Source organism: Halorarum sp. SLYT50 (assembly GCF_059821265.1).
Map to the genome: position 1 here is coordinate 54,217 of NZ_CM187555.1, position 19,473 is coordinate 73,689.

At 69.7% G+C, this 19,473-nt stretch carries 16 protein-coding genes and 2 pseudogenes; 8 read left to right on the plus strand and 10 right to left on the minus strand.

Annotated features, from left to right (window positions below; translation table 11 throughout):
- Nucleotides 1–12: 12 nt before the first annotated feature.
- The 5 genes from coaBC to AC6RUA_RS00305 all read right to left on the minus strand — a co-directional run bounded on the left by coaBC (nt 13) and on the right by AC6RUA_RS00305 (nt 6,503).
- On the minus strand, nt 13–1,176 hold the full coding sequence (coaBC, locus tag AC6RUA_RS00285) for a bifunctional phosphopantothenoylcysteine decarboxylase/phosphopantothenate--cysteine ligase CoaBC (protein ID WP_499813971.1): 1,164 nt from the start codon (nt 1,174–1,176) through the stop codon (nt 13–15).
- Between the two features lie 179 nt (nt 1,177–1,355).
- Nucleotides 1,356–2,192 carry an FAD-binding protein gene (locus tag AC6RUA_RS00290; protein ID WP_499813972.1) on the minus strand — a complete coding sequence of 279 codons (837 nt, stop codon included), beginning with the start codon at nt 2,190–2,192 and terminating at the stop codon, nt 1,356–1,358.
- Nucleotides 2,193–2,268: 76 nt separating this feature from the next.
- Nucleotides 2,269–4,239 carry an ABC transporter ATP-binding protein gene (locus AC6RUA_RS00295; protein WP_499813973.1) on the minus strand — a complete coding sequence of 657 codons (1,971 nt, stop codon included), beginning with the start codon at nt 4,237–4,239 and terminating at the stop codon, nt 2,269–2,271.
- Nucleotides 4,240–4,485: 246 nt separating this feature from the next.
- Nucleotides 4,486–5,355: an ABC transporter ATP-binding protein gene (locus tag AC6RUA_RS00300; RefSeq protein WP_499813974.1), complete on the minus strand. Its 870-nt coding sequence runs from the start codon at nt 5,353–5,355 to the stop codon at nt 4,486–4,488.
- Nucleotides 5,355–6,503, minus strand: a complete 1,149-nt coding sequence (locus AC6RUA_RS00305; protein ID WP_499813975.1) for a FecCD family ABC transporter permease — start codon at nt 6,501–6,503, stop codon at nt 5,355–5,357. Before AC6RUA_RS00305 ends, AC6RUA_RS00300 begins: the two co-directional genes overlap by 1 nt.
- A gap of 177 nt (nt 6,504–6,680) precedes the next feature.
- Between AC6RUA_RS00305 and AC6RUA_RS00310 the strand changes: the two genes are divergently transcribed.
- The gene (locus tag AC6RUA_RS00310; protein WP_499813976.1) at nt 6,681–6,827 is read left to right on the plus strand and encodes a hypothetical protein; all 147 of its coding nucleotides are present in this window, start codon (nt 6,681–6,683) and stop codon (nt 6,825–6,827) included.
- Here the strand turns inward: AC6RUA_RS00310 and AC6RUA_RS00315 are convergent.
- Complete coding sequence (locus AC6RUA_RS00315; RefSeq protein ID WP_499813977.1) at nt 6,824–6,964, minus strand: hypothetical protein; 141 nt, start codon at nt 6,962–6,964, stop codon at nt 6,824–6,826. The two genes, AC6RUA_RS00310 and AC6RUA_RS00315, sit on opposite strands and share 4 nt — an antisense overlap.
- Nucleotides 6,965–7,077: 113 nt before the next feature.
- On the opposite strand from AC6RUA_RS00315, the gene AC6RUA_RS00320 reads away from it, so the two are divergent.
- Nucleotides 7,078–7,908: a glycosyltransferase family 2 protein gene (locus AC6RUA_RS00320; protein WP_499815461.1), complete on the plus strand. Its 831-nt coding sequence runs from the start codon at nt 7,078–7,080 to the stop codon at nt 7,906–7,908.
- An 85-nt stretch (nt 7,909–7,993) separates the two neighbouring features.
- On the opposite strand, the gene AC6RUA_RS00325 is transcribed toward AC6RUA_RS00320, so the two are convergent.
- Complete coding sequence (locus AC6RUA_RS00325; RefSeq protein WP_499813978.1) at nt 7,994–9,214, minus strand: ABC transporter substrate-binding protein; 1,221 nt, start codon at nt 9,212–9,214, stop codon at nt 7,994–7,996.
- Nucleotides 9,215–9,321: 107 nt separating this feature from the next.
- Here AC6RUA_RS00325 and AC6RUA_RS00330 point away from each other — a divergent pair, with 107 nt between their 5' ends.
- The 4 genes from AC6RUA_RS00330 (at nt 9,322) to AC6RUA_RS00345 (ending at nt 15,037) form a co-directional block, all read left to right on the plus strand.
- A complete protein-coding gene (locus AC6RUA_RS00330) occupies nt 9,322–9,864 on the plus strand; it encodes an SRPBCC family protein (RefSeq protein ID WP_499813979.1) in 543 nt (180 codons plus the stop codon).
- 70 nt (nt 9,865–9,934) lie between these two features.
- Nucleotides 9,935–11,272, plus strand: a complete 1,338-nt coding sequence (trkA, locus tag AC6RUA_RS00335) for a Trk system potassium transporter TrkA (protein ID WP_499813980.1) — start codon at nt 9,935–9,937, stop codon at nt 11,270–11,272.
- A 39-nt stretch (nt 11,273–11,311) separates the two neighbouring features.
- Nucleotides 11,312–12,916, plus strand: a complete 1,605-nt coding sequence (locus AC6RUA_RS00340) for a TrkH family potassium uptake protein (RefSeq protein ID WP_499813981.1) — start codon at nt 11,312–11,314, stop codon at nt 12,914–12,916.
- A 117-nt stretch (nt 12,917–13,033) separates the two neighbouring features.
- A complete protein-coding gene (locus AC6RUA_RS00345; RefSeq protein WP_499813982.1) occupies nt 13,034–15,037 on the plus strand; it encodes a hypothetical protein in 2,004 nt (667 codons plus the stop codon).
- Here the strand turns inward: AC6RUA_RS00345 and AC6RUA_RS00350 are convergent, their stop codons facing one another.
- From AC6RUA_RS00350 to AC6RUA_RS00360, 3 genes are all read right to left on the minus strand, one after another.
- On the minus strand, nt 15,038–15,169 hold the full coding sequence (locus tag AC6RUA_RS00350) for a DUF7503 family protein (RefSeq protein ID WP_499813983.1): 132 nt from the start codon (nt 15,167–15,169) through the stop codon (nt 15,038–15,040).
- 223 nt (nt 15,170–15,392) lie between these two features.
- Nucleotides 15,393–17,042, minus strand: coding sequence for a TrkH family potassium uptake protein (locus AC6RUA_RS00355; protein ID WP_499813984.1), 1,650 nt, complete (start codon nt 17,040–17,042; stop codon nt 15,393–15,395).
- The gene (locus AC6RUA_RS00360; protein WP_499813985.1) at nt 17,039–17,770 is read right to left on the minus strand and encodes a potassium channel family protein; all 732 of its coding nucleotides are present in this window, start codon (nt 17,768–17,770) and stop codon (nt 17,039–17,041) included. Before AC6RUA_RS00360 ends, AC6RUA_RS00355 begins: the two co-directional genes overlap by 4 nt.
- Nucleotides 17,771–17,973: 203 nt before the next feature.
- Here AC6RUA_RS00360 and AC6RUA_RS00365 point away from each other — a divergent pair.
- Nucleotides 17,974–19,280 (plus strand): annotated as a pseudogene (locus tag AC6RUA_RS00365) (APC family permease); the annotation flags it as partial.
- Nucleotides 19,276–19,464, plus strand: a pseudogene (locus AC6RUA_RS00370) (TrkA C-terminal domain-containing protein); the annotation flags it as partial. The pseudogenes AC6RUA_RS00365 and AC6RUA_RS00370, both read left to right, overlap by 5 nt.
- Nucleotides 19,465–19,473 lie beyond the last annotated feature (9 nt).

The following is a 19,473-nucleotide window of genomic DNA, read 5'->3' on the forward strand; positions in this document are numbered from 1 at the left end:
CGAAGAGCGCGTTCAGACCTCGCGGACCAACTCCTCTGCGACCCGGACGCCGAGCCCGAGTTTCGACCCCGCGAACTCCGAGATGTCGTCGGCTCGGACGACCAGCGCGCGGGTCTCCGCCCCGCCCATCACGCTCGCGTCGTTGGCGACGACGAACGCCAGCCCGACCCGGTCGAGCGTCTGGCGCGCCCGCTCCGCGAGCGCGTCGTCGTCGCCGGACGCCTCGGCTTTGAACCCCACGATGGCGAGGTCCGGGTACGCCTCGCGCACCGTGTCGATGAGTTTCGGCGTCGGGGCGAGTTCGAGCGTCAGCGACTCCGCGCCCGAGCGAATCTTCTCCGCGCTGGGCTCGACCGTGTAGTCCGAGACGGCCGCGGCGGACACCAGCGCGTCGGCGTCAGCGCAGGCGTCGACGGCGGCGTCGGTCATCTCGGCGGCCGACTCCACACGGACGGTCTCGGCGTACGGAACGTCCGGGCCGTCGTGGAGCAGCGTCACGTCCGCGCCGGCGGCGTAACACGCCCGGGCGACGGCGCGGCCGGTCCGCCCGGACGCGCGGTTCGTGAGCACCCGAACGGGGTCGAGTCGCTCGCTGGTCGCGCCCGAGGTGACGACGACCCGTGCCCCGTCGAGCGGTCGGTCGCCCGCCGCACGCGCCGTCTCGGTGACGATGGCCTCCTCGGCGGCGAGTTTCGCCTTCCCCTCCTCGATGCGCGGGTCGACGAACGCGACGCCCCACGACTCCACCTGCTCGATGGCGTCCAGCACGCCGGGGTGGTCGTACATCGGTTCGTGCATCGCGGGTGCGATTACGACGGGGACGTCCGCCCCGAGCGCCGTCGTCGCGCACGTCGTCACGGGGGTGTCGTCGACGGCGGCCGCCACCTTCCCGACGGTGTTCGCCGTCGCCGGTGCGAGCAGCAGTACGTCCGCCCAGCCGTCCCGTCCGCAGAGTTCCACGTGTTCGACCCGGCCGGTGAGTTCCGTCACGACCCCCTCGCCGGTGGCGAACTCGACGGCCCACGGGTGGACGATACCCTGCGCGGCGTCGGTCATCACCCCCCGGACGGACGCGCCGCGTCTCCGGAGTTCGTGGGCCAACTCGACGGCCTTCACCGCCGCGATGCTTCCCGAGACGCCGAGCGCGACGTTGGCGTCCGTCAGGAGGTCGCTCATGCCGAGTGGTTCGCGGGCGGCGTGTTAAAGGTGAATCGTCCCCATCCCCCCACCCCCCCTCGGCCGTTCCACCGTCGGCCGGCGCCCCGGCCGCATGGGCGGCATAGGACGACCCTACAGCCCAGTAGTAAACGAGTACGAAGCTGCGAGCGCCCGCGACTCCGCGGGTTCCCGTCCGGTCAGGTCTCGTCGTACCACTCGGGGTCGACCCGTCCCAGGTCGTCGTCCACGAGGCTCGGGTGCGTGCGCTGTCGGTCGGGGTGCGGTTCCGCGAACCGCTCGCGCATCACCCGTCGGGACTCCGCCGCCCGGCGCTCCTGTTCGGCGGCGTCGACCTCCTCACAGCCGGGCGGCACCTCGCGGCCGCGGTCGGTGAAGTAGCCCTCCGGGGTGACCCAGTCGTGGTAAAACGGCACGCTGGCGTCGTGAATCAGGGAGAGTGCGGCCTCGGCGCCGTGACCCGCGGCGACAACCGCCTGGTGGTACCGCTCCGCGAGTCGTCCGGCGGCGTACACGCCCGGCACGTCCGTCCGTCCGTGACCGTCCTCGTCGACGTAGCGCTTGCTGCCCGCCTCGCGGACCGTCACGTCCAGCGGGTCGAGGTAGCTCGCGTCCGACCACGAGGCGGCGACGACGTACGCGGCCGTGACCGTCCCCTCCGTGTCGCCGCCGTCGTCGCGTTCGCCTCCGCCGTCGGAGTCGCCGGTAGTCAGCGTCGCGGTGAACGCGCCCGCCTCGCCGTCCACGGCGGTCACGCGGCCGCCTCGGCGTTCGACCCCGTTGCGGTCTGCTCCCTCTTCGAGCAGGTCGACGAACAGCCGGCCGTTCACGCCCGCGGGGAAGCCGGGGACGTTCTCGAGGTGGGCGTTGCGTCGCAAGATGGACTCGCCGTCGGAGACGACGAGCGTTCGGAGGCCCGCGCGGGCGAGGAACGTCGCGGCGGTGAGTCCCGCGACCCCCCCGCCGACCACGAGCGCGTCGCAGGCGGCGTCGGTGTCGAGTTCGGTGTCTCCCATACCCGGTCTGAGCGACCCGCGGAGGTTGAGTCCCCCGGTTCGCGCGGTTCGGGCGCCCGACCTCGTTTCGACCGGCTCAGTCGTCGTTCTCGGACACGATGGTCTCCGCCTGGCGCGCGCGCGCCCGCTCGACGAACTCCTCGGGGAGCGACTCGATTTCGCCGGCCTGGACGCCCCAGAGCTTGGCGTACAGCCCGTCCTCCGCGAGCAGGTCCGCGTGACCGCCCCGCTCGACGATGCGGCCGTTCTCCAGGACGAGCACCTCGTCGGCGTCCTTCACCGTCGAGAGGCGGTGCGCGATGACGAACGTGGTGCGGTCGGCCGCCAGCCGGTCGAGCGAGCGCTGGATGAGCATCTCCGTCTCCGTGTCGACCGACGAGGTGGCCTCGTCGAGCACGAGGATGTCGGGGTCCTGGAGGACGGTCCGCGCGATGGAGAGCCGCTGGCGCTGGCCGCCCGAGAGCTTCACCCCCCGCTCGCCGATGCCCGTGTCGTATCCGTCCGGGAGGTTCGTGATGAACTCGTGCGCCTCGGCGGCCTTCGCCGCCTCGCGGACCGCCTCGTCGCTCGCGTCGAAGCGACCGTAGCGGATGTTCTCGGCGACGGTCCCGTCGAAGAGGAACGTGTCCTGCGAGACGTACCCGACCGCCCGACGGAGACTCCGGGCGGTCACGTCGCGCACGTCGTGGCCGTCGACGCGGACCGCGCCCTCGTTCACGTCGTACAGCCGGAGCAGGAGTTTCAGCAGCGTGGACTTGCCCGCCCCGGTCGGCCCGACGAGCGCGACCGTTCCCCCGGGGTCGACCTCGAAGCTCACGTCGTGGAGCACCGACTCTGGCGCGTCGGGGTCGTCGGCCGGTCGCTCGTCCGGGTCCCGGCTCTCGTCGTACCGGAAGCTCACGTCGTCGTACTCGACGTGGCCTCGTACGTCCTCGAGTTCGACCGCGTCGGGCTCGTCGGTGACCCGCCGCGGGATGTCCTGTAGCCCGAACACCCGTTCGCAGGACGCCTTGGCGTTCTCGTACTGCGAGACGATGTTCGACACCTCCGCGAGCGGCGTGACGAACCGCTGGGAGAGGAGGATGAACGTGACGAACGCGCCCGCGGTGAGGTTCCCCGACAGCGGGCCGGGACCGCTCCCGGTGATGAGCCAGAGGCCGCCGACCACGAACGTGACGGCGAACGAGACGCCCGCGAGCAGTTCCATCCCCGGCCGGTAGACGTAGTTGAGCCGGAGCATGGCGAGCGTCTTCCTGAAGTAGTCGTACGACGTGTCGCGCACCCGGTCGGTCTCGTACTCCTCGGTGCCGCTGGCCTTGACCAACTGGATGCCGCCGACGGCGTTCTCGAGGCGCGTATTGAGGTCGGCCACCGCCTCGCGCTGGGCGGCGTACCGCGGTTCGACCGCCTTCATGAACCAGTAGGTGAACGCCACCATGACGGGCACGGCGATGAGCGTCACGACCGCGAGCTGTGCGTTCTCCAAGAAGAGGACGACGCCGATGCCCACCAACATGACGCCGATTCGGACGGAGTTCTGGAGCGCGTCGTCGAGGAAGCGTTCGAGATTCGTCGCGTCGTTGTTCAGCACCGACATCACCTCGCCGGTCTGCTTGTCGTCGAAGAACCACATGTCGAGGTCCTGCATCTTCGCGTACGAGTCCGTCCGGACCGCGTGCATCACGCGGTGGGCGAAGTTGTTCGCGGAGACGCCGTACACCCACGTCAGCACCGCCGTGACGAGGAACGACGCGACGATGAGACTCACCGAGAACCAGAACTGCTCGACGTCCGGCGCGTTCGTCGGGAGGAGCGAGGCGGGAACCAGCGGGAGCGCGTACGGGTCGTCGCCGTCGAGCGCGCTGTCGATGGCCGCTCCCAGGACCACCGGGGGGAGGAGGCTCGCCGCCCGGGCGACGACGTTGCCCGTCATCCCGACGACCAGCCAGGGCCACTCGTCGGTCCCGTACTCCGTGAACAGTCGGTAGAGCGGTCGTTCGACCCGGTCGCGGTAGACGTCGAAGACGCTCTCCTCGTCCGCACTCATTCGATACGAATCGAAACACGGCGCGCGGCCTTATGCTCCACGGCTCTGACAATTGACGGGGGTTCGTGCGCCCGGAGCGGACCGCACGTCGACGGGCGGTCCCACACCCGTCCACTCACTCGTCGACGCGCAGTCCCGCGCTCACTCCTCGTCCTCGTCGACGCGCAGTCCCGCGCTCACTCCTCGTCCTCGTCGACGCGCAGTCCCGCGCTCACTCCTCGTCCTCGTCGACGCGCAGTCCCGCGCTCACTCCTCGTCCTCGTCGAGCGCGCGTCGGGGGGTGACGCGCGGACCGTCCGGGCCGAATCCCACCTCGGCGTCGACGCCGAACACCTCCCGTAAGAGGTCGGCCGTCACCACCTCGTCGGGCGGTCCCCAGTCGTAGGGCGTGCCGTCCCTGAGCGCGACGAGGTTGTCCGCGAACCGGGCCGCCTGTCCGATGTCGTGGAGCACCACCGCGACGGTCACCCCCCGTTCGTCGTTCAGCTTTCGGACCGCGTCGAGCACCCGGAGCTGGTGGTGTAAGTCGAGGTACGTCGTCGGCTCGTCGAGCAGCAGGGTCTCCGTCTCCTGTGCGAGCACCATCGCCAGCCACGCCAGCTGTTTCTGTCCCCCGGACAGGTCGCCGACCGTCCGGTCCGCGAGGTCGGTGACGCCGACTAGCTGCAACGCGTGCTCGACCGCCCGCTCGTCGTCCTCGTTCACCGACTCGAAGAACCCGCGGTGCGGGTACCGCCCGTGCGTCGCGAGTTCGCGGACGGTGGTGGAATTGGGCGCGACGTTCTCCTGTGAGAGCATGCCGAGTTCGCGCGCGAGTTCCTTGGTGCCGTACTCCTGGACGCTCTGCCCGTCGAGGAGGACGCTCCCCCGGTCGGGCGTCAGTTCGGCCGACATCGCGCGCAGCAGCGTCGACTTCCCACTCCCGTTCGGCCCGACGAGTGCCGTCACCTCGCCGGCGGGGACGACGATGGTCTCCGCCTCCACCACCGGGTCGTCGGACCCGTACGACAGCGCGACGTCCTCGACGTACAGTTCGGGGCCGTCGGCGTCCGGGCTGCGTTCGGGGTCCGTTCTCTCGTCCCCGCTCCCGTTCTCGGGGTCGTCGAACGCGCTCATCACAGGTCCCCCAGCGCGTCCTGTTTGCGCATCAGGTAGAGGAAGTACGGCCCGCCGACGAGGCCCGTGACGATGCCGACCGGGAGCTGAACCGGGTTGAGAGCCAGTCGCGCGCCCACGTCCGCGAGCGTGACGAGCGCGGGACCGGCGAACAGGCAGCCGACGGTGAGCTGTTTGTAGTCCGACCCGACGAGTTGTCGGACCGTGTGCGGGACGATGAGGCCGACGAACCCGACGATGCCCGCCGCGGCGATGGCCGCTGCCGCCGCGAGGATGGCGACGCCCGAGAGCAGGAAGCGCGTGCGCTCGACGCGCATCCCGAGCGACTTCGCCGTCCGTTCGCCCAGCAGGAGGACGTTCAACTGCCGCGCGCCCGCGAGCGAGAGCACGAGGCTGAGGACCGTCCACGGCAGAATCATCCTGACCTGCTCCCAGTCGACGCCCGTGAGCGACCCCGTCGTCCACGCGATGGCCGTCTGGACCACCCCGAGGTCGTCCGCGAAGAGGAAGAGGGCGGTCTGGAGCGACTGGAACACCGTCGAGACGATGACGCCCGCGAGGACGAGTCGGACCGGACTCGTCCCGCCCTTCCACGCGATGGCGTAGACGAGCAGGAACGCTACCGTCCCACCGAGCGCCGCTATCAGGGGGAGGAACGCGGTGAGGCCGCTGAAGACCACGAGCGTGAGCAGGATGGCCAGCCCGGCGCCCGAGGAGACGCCGAGGATGTACGGGCTGGCGAGTTCGTTCCGCGTCACCGCCTGGAAGATGCCGCCGGAGACGGCGAGGTTGGCGCCGACGAACACGCCGACGAGCACGCGTGGCATCCGAATCCGCCAGACGACGAGCGACTCCCGCGAGAGGTCCACCGTCGCCGTCGAGAGCCCGAGGACGCGCGCCGCCTCCGTGCCGAGGCCGTCGCCGAGGAACAACCGGAGGAAGAACTGCGGGTGGGTCCACACCGCCGGGTCGACCACCGCGGCCCACACCTGCCCGACGCTCATCGAGTACGCGCCGAAGCTGACCTGCACCAGGCCGGACCCGACGACGACGGCGACGCTCCCGAGGACGACGCTCACGAGCGGCAGGCTGAACCAGTCGAGACGCCCGGCGTCGGTGCCGTGGGACTGTCGCGTCTCGCTGGCCATTATCGCCCTCCCGAGCCCGTACGCTGCATACGATTTAGGCGTCCCTAATACCGCAAAAGCGCTTCGGTCCGCTATTTCCGTAGTGAGACGCGAGGTCGCCGGTCGAACGTCACAGGGCGTGGCCACGATTGATAATTCGACGGCCGGTTTTATCTGCACCTTCGAGCAGGGGCCAACGTGCTCGAAGCGTCGTGGCTCCGGTCGAGTGTCGGGTTCCTGCTCTGGAGCGTGTTGGCCGTCTTCCTGCTCTCGTCGCGCTGGTGGCTGGTCGAGACAGGGGTGCTCTCCCGGGGGTGGCGGTCGGACGACGAGGATGGGGATTAGACGAGCTCCAGGTCCGGGTCCTCACCGTCGACGCCGAGTCGGTCGTTCAAGCGACCGTCGACTCGGTCCCGGACGGCGTCTCCGATATCCGGGTCATCGCTGAGCGCGACGTCGCCGTCGCCGGGGCGACGGTCCACGTCGTCCCCGAGGAGTTCGACTGCCGGGCGAGAAACAAGGGACGGGCCGCGAGTGGGCGCGTCGGAGCCTCGACTGCGACGCGGAGTACGTCCTCTACCTCGACGAGGACACCATCGTCACCGACCTCACCGGCCTCCCGGACGCCGACGTCGTCCAGTTCACCGAGAAACCGCTCTACACCGGGTCCCGTCTGTCGTACCTCTGTGAGGTGTTCCGTATCGGGTACCAGTTCGAACAGTTCGGCTTCCACCGCCTGCGGTACCCCCTGTACGCGTGGGGCGGTGGGTCCGCGGTCCGCCACGAACTCGAGGCGGACCTCGGGTGGGACCGACGGACGATTACCGAGGACACGAACTTCGTCTGGGCGGCCGCCGCGTCGCGCGACGTCGACTACCGGCTGGTGAATAGCCGGTTCCGGAACCAGGCTCCGCCCTCGGTCCGAGCCACGGTGAGACAGCGACGGCGGTGGATGTCCGGGACCGTCGCCGACGGTCACCTCGTTCCCGCCCGGTACCGACCGCTCTGTGCCACACGAGTACTCGCGTGGGCGTTCTCTCCGTTCGCGCCGCTGCTCGCCGGGGCCGCGTTCCTCGCGCTCGGCGTCTCGCCGACGACCGAACTGTACGGTTCCCTCTCGCTCGGGGCGTTCGGACTGCTCTGCGGCCACATGCTCCTCGGCGTCGCCGCGTACCGGAAGAACCCCCTCCTGTGGCCCGTGTTCCTCGCGCTCACACCGGTCGTGGTGGTGGTCCACGCCGTCGGGGCGCTCTGGGGCGTCGTGCGCCCGGTCGAGGAGTTCGAGGTGACGGAGAAGGTGTCCCCGGAGACGGTCGAAGCGGTGAACGACGGTCTCGGGGCGGGGGACCTGCACGACCACGACGGGACCGAGCGGTTGGTGCGCGAGTCGGCCGAGAGGTTCCACGGGCGGGCGTTCGAGGACTGACGCACTCCCACTGACTCGCGTCACGCGAGCGCGGGCACGACTCACCCGCGGACCGTTGGACGACGCTCGTCACCGACCGCCGCGATCAGAACTCCCCGTTGACGATGTCGGAGACGCGCTGGCGGTCGAACAGGTCCTCCTCGACGCCGTAGAGGTCGCGCGCGGCGCGTTCGGTCACGACGAGGTTCGTGATGGGGCCCTGGTACAGCGGTCCGCCGCGGTACACCTCGCCCTCCTGGACGGCGGTGAGCGAACTCGCCACCTCGTGGTCTCTCATGAACTGGACGACGGTGTTCCGGAACTCCTCGGCGGTCTGTGACTCGTGGCCACGCAACAGGAGCACGTCGGGATCGATCTCCAGGAGCGTCTCGTAGTCGATTTCGCCCCGGTTGGCGTGGAAGTCGCGGACCTCCGTGTTCGCGAGCGCGTCGTTCACCTGTAGGTCGCGCCACTGTTTGAAACTCGTCCCGTCGCCGACGAGGTACGGCGAGAACGTCTCCGGTTCGTTCCCGCTGGCCCACACGACGGCGACGCCGGGGCGCTCGCCCTCCGCGGGGACGACGTCCGCGACGGCGGACTGGAACTCGTCGTGGAGCGACCGGAACGCCTCGTAGCGCTCGGTCTCCTGGAACAGTTCGGCCAGTTTCCCGAACGCCTCGTACAGCGAGTAGTACTGGTAGCTCTCGTGCCAGGGGTAACCCGTCGAGAAGATGCTGTTGCCGAAGAACGGCGCGACGTTCTCGGCTATCTCGTCGATGTCGGACTGCTCCCACGTCCCCCGGTTCGTGAGGAAGTTGGGGTCCACCACGTGGACGTCCGCGTCCATCTCGTAGAACTGCTCCTTGCCGACGCCGCTCTCGCCCCACAGTCGTTGGAGGCCGCCCTGGTCGACGCTCACGTCCGGGATGTCGTCGTAGTACCGCGTGTGCCACCGGCTGGGGAGCCAGACGCCGAGCGGCGGCTCCCGCCCGAGCGCGACACCCATGTCACCCCAGCTCCCGTTGTTGGCCACCCACGCCTCGGGGACCGAGTCGAACGTCACCTCGCCGACCGGCTCCATCGAGACCGTGTAGCTCTCGCCGGACGCCGCCTCGGTCCCGGACGCCTCCGTCTCGGCCTCGGTCGCGGCCTCCGTCGCCGTGCTCCCGTTCTCGGCCGTCGGCGTGGCCGTCGACCCGGCGCTCTCGGTGCCGCCGGCCCCCGCCGCCTCGGTCGTCTCGCCGCCGCCGGAACAGCCCGCCAGCGCGGCCAACACCCCGGCGCTCGCGCCGAGGAACCGTCGTCGGTTCGGTGTTCTGTCACCCATGCGATTTGGGCTAGCCTAAACCACCATAAGCCCACCGAATTTTAGGCGGGCCAAACTCCCTCTCGGGCGCCGGAACGCTTACCCGACTCGTGTGCGGACCCGCGAGCATGGACCGACTCGTCGTCTCGACCGACGTGTACGCCGACCCGGAAGTGGTGTACGAGTTCCTGCTCGACTTTCCGCGGTACGAGCGGTACTCGGAGTACCTCGACCGCGTCGAGCGGACGGCCGGCGACGGCGGGGCGGGGAGCAGGTACGCGATGCGCTTCTCGTGGTGGAAGCTCACCTACACCGCCCGCTCGGAGGTGACAGAGGTGGACCCGCCGACGCGCATCGACTGGCGCGTGCTGAAGGACATCGACGCGAACGGGGCGTGGCGCATCGACCCGTTCGAGGACCTCCCCGCGGACGCGCCGTCCGACGCCGACGCGGGGTGTACCGTGACGTTCGAGGTCCGCTTCGACGCGGAGTCGGCCGACGCGTCGGCCGTGTCGCTCCCGGCGATGGTGTCGTTCGGTTGGGTGCTGGACAAGGTGAAGCCGCTCGTCCGCGAGGAGGCAGAGCGCGTCGTCAAGCGGGCCGTCAGGGATTTGGAGGGGGGCGACCGCCCCGTCAGGCTGGACGTTCACACCGACTCGGACGCGCTGTGAGCCGGGCGACTCCGGAATCCTCATACCTCCCCTTCGACTCATACGCCCACATGACCGAGGTGACGCCGTAGTGCGCGTCCTCATCATCGGGGCGGGGCAGGTGGGGGAGTCCATCGCCGCCGACCTCGCGGACAGCCACGACGTGGTGATAATCGAGTCGGACCCGGCGCGGTGCGACGAACTCACCTACCGGCTGGACGTGCTCACGGTCAACGGCGACGGCACCGCCATCTCGACGCTCGAAGACGCCGGCGTCGCGGAGGCGGACATGGTCATCGCGTCGACCGACGACGACGAGACGAACATCGTCGCCTGCTCGACCGCGAAGGCGGCCAGCGACGCGTTCACCATCGCGCGCATCAAGCAGACGGCGTACCTGGAGACGTGGCGCCGCTCCGGGGCGGCGTTCGGCATCGACTTCATGGTGTGTACCAACCTCCTCACCGCGGAGGCCATCGTCCGCGTCATCGGCCTGCCGGCCGCCCGCGACGTGGACCCGTTCGCCGACGGGCGCGTCCAGATGGCCGAGTTCGAGGTGGCGGAGGGGAGTCCCATCGCCGACCAGACGGTGAGCGAGGCCGACCGGTTCGACTCGCTCACGTTCGCGGCACTGCTCCGTGACGACGAGGTCGTCATCCCCCGAGGGGCGACGACCATCGCCGCCGGCGACCGCGTCGTCGTCATCGGGAGCCCCGAGAGCGTCCGGGCGTTCGCCGCCGACGTCGCTCCGGCGGAACACGTCGGGACGAACGAGGAGGTGGTCGTGGTCGGCGGGAGCGAGATCGGCTACCACACCGCGCGCCTGCTGGAGGAACGCGGGTTCGACCCGCGACTGGTCGAGCAGGACCCCGACCGCGCTCGCGCGCTCGCGGAGGACCTCCCGGGAACGGTCGTGATGGAGTCGGACGCGACCGACGTGAGCTTCCTCGAACGCGAGCACGTCGGGGAGGCTGACGTGCTCGTCGCGGCGCTCGACTCCGACGAGAAGAACCTGCTGTCGTGTCTGCTCGCCAAGCGTCTCGGCGTCGAGCGGACGGTGGCGGTCGTCGACCAGACCGCCTACGTGGACCTGTTCGAGACGGTCGGCGTCGACATCGGCGTCAGCCCGCGGGCGGTCGTCGCAGAGGAGATAACCCGGTTCACCCGCGAGGGGGGCGCGGAGAACATCGCCATCATCGAGTCCGACCGTGCGGAGGTGCTCGAAGTCGAGATCGACGAGAGCAGCGTCCTGGCGAACCGTCCCATCGAGGAGTCCATCGCCGACCTGCCCGACTGTCTCGTCGTCGGCGCCATCACGCGCGACGACGACCTGGTCGTTCCGCGCGGCGGGACCGTCATCCGGCCCGGCGACCACGTCGTCGTCTTCTTCGAGTCGAGCGTCGCCGACGCCGTGACGCCGAAGCTGTAGCGGTAGGTTCAAATCGAGGCCGCCCGCCGTTGTGCCAGAGTGAACCTCCGCGTCGACTACCGCGCGAGCCTGAGCCTTGTCGGCACGGTCGTCCGGTACCTCTCCGTCCCGCTGCTCGCGCCGCTCGTCGTCTCGCTGTACTACGGCGAAACGGTCGCTCCGTTCGTGGTGACGATTCTCCTCGCGGCCGGCGCCGGCTTCGGACTCGAACGCCTCGACCCGGACCCGGACCTCGGCGCGCGCGAGGGGTTCCTGATGGTGGCGGTCACGTGGTTCGCCGTCGCCTGCGTCGGCGCGGTGCCGTACCTGGTGGAGGCGCACGGCGTCCCGCCGCTCGTCGCGCCCGCCCGCCCGTCGTCCGCGCTCGCCGACCCGGTGAACGCGCTGTTCGAGTCCATGTCCGGGTTCACGACCACGGGCGCGACGGTCGTCGGGAACATCTCCTTCGAGGGCCACACCCGCGGGGTGTTGCTGTGGCGACAGCTCTCCCAGTGGCTCGGCGGGATGGGTATCGTCGTCCTCGCGGTGGCCATCCTCCCCGAACTCTCCGTCGGGGGCGCACAGCTCATGGACGCCGAGGCGCCCGGACCAGGCATCGAGAAGCTCACGCCCCGCATCGCGGAGACCGCACGGGTGCTGTGGGGTGCGTACGTCGGCTTCACCGCGCTCGAAATCGCGCTGCTGTACGGACTCAACCTCGCCGGGGCCGCGCCGGAGATGACGCTGTACAACGCCGTCGCGCACGGGTTGACCACGATGCCGACGGGCGGGTTCTCGCCCGAGGCGCGCTCCATCGAGGCGTTCTCGGCGGCCGTCCAGTGGGTCATCATCCCGTTCATGGTCGCCGCCGGTACCAACTTCGCTCTGTTCTGGCACGCGCTCACCGGCGACCCGCGCCGGATGGCGCGCGACGGGGAGTTCCGCTTCTACCTCGGCGTCGTCGCGGCGCTCACCGCGCTCCTCTCGGCGCTGCTGTTCGCCGGCGGCGGCTTCGTCGACGTCGCGCCGGCCGCCGAGACGTACGACGCGGCGTACCTCGCACGGTGGAGCGGCACCATCGAGGGGAGCGTCGAACCGGCCGTCAGGCACGCGCTGTTCCAGGTGGTCTCCATCGTCACCACGACGGGGTACGCGAGCATGGACTTCAACGCGTGGAGCCAGTCGGCCCAGTTCGTCCTCCTGTTCGGGATGTTCGTCGGCGGGTCGGCCGGGTCGACCGGCGGGGCGGTGAAGATGGTCCGCTGGCTCGTCATCCTGAAAGCCGTCCGGCGCGAACTGTTCACGAGCGCGCACCCGGAGGCGGTTCGACCCATCCGGCTCAACGGGCGCGCGGTCGACGAGCGGGCGGTCCGCGGCATCTTCGCGTTCACCGTCCTCTATCTCGTTCTGTTCGTCCTCGGCGTGCTTGTGTTGCTCCTCGACGGGGTTCGCGTCGGACAGGCGACGACCGCGTACGAGGTGATGAGCGCGGTCGCGGCGACGCTCGGGAACGTCGGTCCCGGGTTCGGGGTCGTCGGACCGATGGGGAGTTACCGGTCGTTCTCCGGGTTCGGGAAGTTCGTGATGGTCGTACTCATGTGGCTGGGTCGGCTCGAAATCCTCCCCGTCCTCGTCTGTCTCACGCCGGAGTACTGGCGGCGGTGACACGAATTTCGCGTCACGAGTCATTTTTATCCCCCGCGGGAGAGGAACTCACTCGATGCGATTCCGAGGAGGTGCCCACCGCTGATAACGTTCTCCCGGGCGGACGGGGACCTCGTCGTGCGCGACGACATCGAGGACGTCGTCTTCCACCTCGTCACCGACGGGGAGCCAGCGGACGCGTCGCCCGACGCGTTCTACTTCCCGGTCGAGTCGGCCTGCCGCGTGCGGACCGACCGGCTGGCGTTCCACCAGTCGTTCGTGCTCTGGGCCCGCCAGTCGGGCGATATCGTCGCCGAGACCAGCGCGAACGACGGCGTCGACCTCGGACCGGGGACGTACGAACTGGAGGTCGCCGCCGCGCCGGTGAAACTCTACCTGCGCGTCGACGGGCCGCTCCGCATCGACGACGACGGCCAGCGGACGGAACTGGCGCTCGACGGGACGCGCGACGTGCTCGTCGGGATGCGGTCGTTCCACACGCAGCCTGCCGGCACCGTCACCGTCCCCGAGACGCCCCGGGGTCTCATGCGGGCCGTCTCGACGTTCGGGTCCGCGCTGGCGACCACCTCGCCCGAGCGGTCGTTCCCCACGCTCCGCGGGCACCCGCCGCTGGTGGCGTTCGACGACACGGAGGCGATTCCCGCGTTCGCGGAGCCGCCGGACACCGGCGTCGAGGTGGTCGTGCCGGAGCGGTGGAGCGACGTGTACACCGTCGCGACGCTCGCGTACTACCTCGGAGCGTCGGTCGTCCCGGGGGACCGACCAGCCGTCCGTGCGGCCGGGGAGTCGTACTCGCTGGAGGGCGACCCACTCTCGAAGCCGGTCCAGCGCCTCCTCGAACACGCGTTCCTGCTCGACTGCGTCGTCCGGACCGAGGGGTTCTACGACGTCGACCTCCACGAGCGCCGGGTCGTCGAAGACCGTGTCGCGCTCGACCCTGAACGACTGTACGACCGGCCGCTCGACGAGCGACTGGCGACGTACTTCGACGTGCCCGTCGACCCGTTGACGGACGTCCTCGACTGGCACCTGACCGCCGACGTGGAGGCGACGCCGGCGAGCGCCGAACTGCTGCCGTTCGTCGTCAACGACATGGCGTCCATCCGCGACCCGGCGACGGCGGTCGGTGACGACGAAGACGCCGCGAGCGACGACTCGCTCGGGTCGTTCTTGCGCTCGGAGGCGGGGACCCCCGGCGAACCGGACGAACACGTCATCGCACCCGAACCGGCCGGGACGGTCGGGCACGTCTGGGTCGGCGAGGGGTACCCGACGGGAGCGTCCAAGCCGACGGTCGGCGCCTACCGGCGCCGACTCGACCAGCAGGCCTCCGAGTCGGCCATCATCGACGTGACCGTGGTCTGTAACGAACGGTCGATGCGCGAGGAGACCGAGCGACTGTACGGCTTTCGCGACCACCTGGAGTTCGACATCGACCTCGAACTCGACCTGGAGACCGAGGACCTGCGCGCTCTGCTCGCGGAGGACCACGACCTCTTCCACTTCGTCGGTCACGTCGACCCGGAGGGGATGAAGTGCCCCGACGGCTACCTCGACGTCCACACGCTCGACACGACGGGCGTGAAGGTGTTCCTGCTCAACGCCTGCTCGTCGTACGAGCAGGGGATGGAACTCGTCCGTGCGGGCGCCATCGGCGGACTGGTGACGACGAGCGACGTGGGGAACATCATGGCGACCAACGTCGGCCGCACGATGGCGAAACTGCTGGACTACGGGTTCGACCTCCACGGCGTCCTCGACGTCGCGAAGCGGGTCCACATCGTCGGCGGGTCCTACTCGGTCGTCGGCGACGCCGGCGCGACGCTGTGTCAGGCGAGCAGCGGCGCGCCGGCGCTAATCGTGCTGAACACGTACGACGCGCCCGGTCCCGACACGTTCGAGATCGACCACCCCGTCTACCCCACGCGGAACTTCGGCGTCGGGAGCCTCTTCACCGACTGGTTCCGAGAGGACCACGTCCACTACGTCGTCGGTGGCACCCCTCCACACCACGAGGTGTCCCGGGAGGAGTTGAAAAACGTCGCGGAAGAACGGAGGAATCCCATCCTCCTGAATCACGAACTGCGCTGGTCGGACGAAATGAATCTCGACTCGATCTGATCAGGGACCGGGCGTGACGTTACCGCTGGCGGCCGCGTTGCCCGCGCTCGCGAGCAGCATGCACATCGTGAAGACGGCGCCGCAGGCTTTCGGGTTCTGTGCCAGGTATTCCGTCACCGGGTTGTCGGACATGACATTCCTTTCAGAGTGCCGGGTACAGAAAGATATGAGCATCCTACTCTCCGTCGTTCGGTTTGCAGACCGCACCTACAGCCGTCGCGTCACCGACGAAGCCCGGTCCGTCTTCGGCCTGCACTCGACTGGACCGAAACAGCTGAATTACGACCGACATACCGCCGACGGGAGGGGAATTCGCGTCGGAATAGGACTTCAATACAGGGGACGAAACGACTCCTTACGGGTCCATCCCGAACAGGAGCGACCGGGCGAAGACGAGCACCGGGATGATCTCGAGTCGGCCGACCCACATGTTCACGAGGAACATCGCCTCCGCGAGCGGCGGCATCGACGGGCCGGTGATGCCCGTCGAGAGCCCGACGTTCCCCTGCGCGGAGGCGACTTCGAACAGCGCGTCCGTGTAGGTGAACTCGGGGGTCACCAGGTTGACCAACAGGAGCGACGACCCGACGAGGACGAGCAGCCACAGCAGCGAGACGATGGACGCCTCGGCGAACTCGCGGTTCATCTCCTCGCGGTTCAGCGACCGGTCACCGACTCTCGCGTTCACGACGGCGTTCGCCGGGAGGAACACCCGTCCGAACTGCCAGCGGATGCCCCGCGCGATGGTGTACGCCCGGATGATCTTGATGCCGCCCACCGTCGACCCGGCGGCCCCGCCGACGACCATCGCGCCGGCGACGACGAGTTTCCCGCCGGCCGCCCACGCGCCGATGGGCGACGACTGGAACCCGGTACAGGTGAGCGCGCTGACGAACTGGAACACCGAGTCGCGGAGCGCGTCCGCGTTCGCCGCACCGACGAGTGGCCCGAGCCCCAGCCACCCGGTCGGCGTGAACGCGCCGTCGGTCCCCGAGAGTGTCCCGACGTTCTGTGCGGAGAGCGTCAGCGCGCCGAGAACGAGCAGGAGGAACAGCCAGCGCGTCTGGAGGTCTCCGTACAGCGGGGAGAGGTCACGCTCGCGCAGGACGACGTAGTGGACGGGGAACGCGACGGCCCCGAGCGTCATCACCGGTAGGAGCACCCCCTCGATGAGCGGCGAGTCGTACGTGGCGATGGAGTCGTCGGTCACGGAGAACCCGCCGGTCGAGAGCGCGGTCATCGCGTGATTGAGCGCCTGCCAGCCGGCCTCCCAGAGCGGGAGGCGCGAGCCGTGGTCGCTGAGGACGATGGCGAGAAACAGCAGCGCCACCGACAGCGCGGTGTAGCCGAGAAATATCTTCCAGACCGTCCGAACGGTCGAGACGACGCTCGGGTGGATGCGCTCCTCGCGCGTCTCACTCCGGTAGAGTGCGTAGCTCCCGCTCCCCGGGCGGGCCAGGATGGAGACGGTGAGGACGATGACGCCCACACCGCCGACCCACTGGATGAACGAGCGCCACCACTGGAGCGCCCGGGGCAGCGACGGTTCGTGAACGGCCATCGTCAGCCCCGACCCGGTCCACCCGGACATCGACTCGAACAGCGCGTGGAGCGGGTTCCGGAAGTAGAGCAGGCTCGACCGGTCGTACGCCGCCCCCGTCGGCACGAACGACGCCGCGACCTCGGCGGGGGTGAGATACGCCGAGAGGAGAAACGGGAGCGCGCCGAACAGCGCCGTCGCGAACCACCCGCTCGCGGCGATGACCATCCCGTGTTTCAGCTTCGGCGCCGGCGACCCCGCGAAGCGGCGCCGCGCGCCGAAGCCGACTGCTGCGGTGAGTCCGCCCGCGAGGAGGAACGCGAGCGCCTGGTACCACTCGCGAGCCGCCAGCGCGACGGCGACGGAGGCGGTCATCATCGTCGCCTGCATCGCCAGCAGCGAGCCGACGTCCCGCGCGACGGTCGCGGCGTCGCTCCGGAGCGCCGCTCGCCTCCGCCGGTTCATCCCTCGTCGCCGACGTCGTTCGCCAGTCTGCCCGGCGACTCGCCGTCCGCGTGGTCCTCGAAGTGGCCGAACACGTCGGTCACGTCCGGCGTCGCCCCCCGCCCGCAGTAGACGGTACAGAGGTCGCCCGGTTCGGCCCTCGTCGCCCCGCGGGGTGTGATGGGGTCGCCGGCCCCGTTCCGCTCGATGGCGACGACGAGCATGTCGTCCCCGAGGAGGCCGGCCTCCGTCGCCTCCTGCATCGTCTTGCCCGCGATGGGGGCGTCCTCGCTCACCCGTATCTCGAACACCTCCGCGCGGTCGCCGACGCGCATGAAGTCGACGATGGAGGGGCGCTTCACCGCGCGGTAGAGGTACTCGGCGATGAGCCGCTGAGGGTTCTCCATCGTGTTGACGCCGATGCGCCGGAACAGGTCCATGTGCTCCTCGTCGTGGACGACCGAGACGATGTCCGGCACGTCGAGTTCCTGCGCGAGCAGGCAGACCATCACGTTGGTCGCGTCGTGGTCGGTCGTCGAGATGAGCGCGTCTGCCCGCCCGGCGCCCGCGTCCTCGAGGACCTCCTTGGACGTGGCGTCGTCGTTGATGACGAGACAGTCGAACTCGGCGGCGGCCGTCTCCGCCTTCTCGGGGTCACGCTCGATGACGACCACCTCGTTGCCTCCCGCGGTCGCCATCTCGGTCAGCGGGGTGCCGATGTTCCCCACGCCGACGATGACCAGGTACATTCGTGCGTGGCTCCAGCGCCGGTTTCCGAAAAGCTACCGTTCCGTCGGCGACCGACGGACGGCGACGACCGTTCTCTCGGGCGGTCGCGCTCCGACGGACGCTCCGGCGGTGCCCGCTCTGCAGTAACGTTTTGCTCCCGCGCACTCGTCCCTCCGGGGTGTGTGAGTCCTCGTCGGCGGACGAGCCGCACGGGAGGTGAGTCGTGAGCCGGGCCGGCGAGCGCGCGCCGGCCACGAGCCTCGGCCTGCTCGACGCGACGATGGTCGGCATCGGTGCGATGATCGGCGCGGGTATCTTCGTCCTCACGGGGCTCGCGGCCGACATCGCCGGTCTGGGGGCCATCGTCGCGTTCGCGCTCAACGGCGGCGTGACGACGCTCACCGCGCTCTCGTACGCCGAACTCGCTGCCGCGATTCCCAGGAACGGTGGCGGTTACGCCTACGTCCGGGAGGTGTTCTCCGCGCCCGTCTCGTTCGTGATGGGGTGGACCCGCTGGTTCACGTACATGGTCGCCGGCGCGCTGTACGCGCTCGGCTTCTCCTCGAACTTCGTCGAGTTCGTCCACCTCTACGGGGTGACGCTCCCCGGCCCGCCCGTCGCGTACGCCCTGCTCGCCGTCGCCGCACTCGTCGCGCTGAACGCGCTGTCGACGGAGGCGAGCGGCGGCGCCGAGACGGCCATCACGCTCGTCAAAATCGCCATCCTCGGGCTGTTCGTCGTCCTCGGCCTTCCGGTCGCCCGGGGGACCGAGTTCTCGCCGCTGTTCCCGAACGGGACGCTGGCGGTGCTCCCCGCGATGGGGCTGACGTTCATCGCGTTCCAGGGTACGACCTCATCGCGACGGTGACCGAGGAGGTTGAGAACCCGACGGTGAACATCCCGCGCGCCATCCTGCTGTCGGTGGTCGTCACCGTCGTCGTCTACCTGTTCGTCGTGTCCGTCGCCGTCGGGACGCTCGGCGCCGAGCGACTCGCCGCCGCGGGCGAGACGGCCGTCGCGCAGGCCGCCGAGGGGTTCATGCCGTCGCTCTCGGTGCTCGGGACGGGGGCGGCCATCATCGCCTTCGGTGCCGTCTTCTCGACCGTCAGCGCGCTCAACGCGGTCGTCATCGAGTCGAGTCGGGTGGCGTTCGCGATGGGGCGAGAACGACAGCTCCCGGCGGTGCTCGGGCGACTCCACCACCGCTACGGGACGCCGTTCGTGGCCATCCTCGCGAGCGCCGTCGTCATGCTCGTCGCCGTCCTCGTGGTCTCCATCGACACCGTCGGGCGACTCGCCAGCCTCTTCTCGCTCCTGGGGTTCTCGCTCGTGAACGTCGCCCTGTTCCGCCTCCGGCGCCAGCAGCCCGACCTCAGGCGACCGTTCGAGGTACCGTTCTACCCGGTGACGCCCGCGCTCGGTATCGTCTGTAACCTGTTGCTCGGCCTGTTCATCGACGCGGAGACGTGGGCGCTCGCCGTCGGCTGGCTGGCGCTCGGCGGGGTCGTCTATTTCCTGCTGGCGCGCCGAGGACGCCCCCGTCGCGGGGAAGCGCCTCGACGAAGTGACGCTCCCGCGGGGGAGCATCATCGTCGTCGACTACCGGGGGAACCGCATCGGCGGCCCGGAGGCCGTCCTCGACCCCGGTAACCGCTACGTCGTCGCCGTCGAGTCCGACGTCGCCGACGAGGTACTCAACCTCCTCCGGGGCTGACGAGCGGAC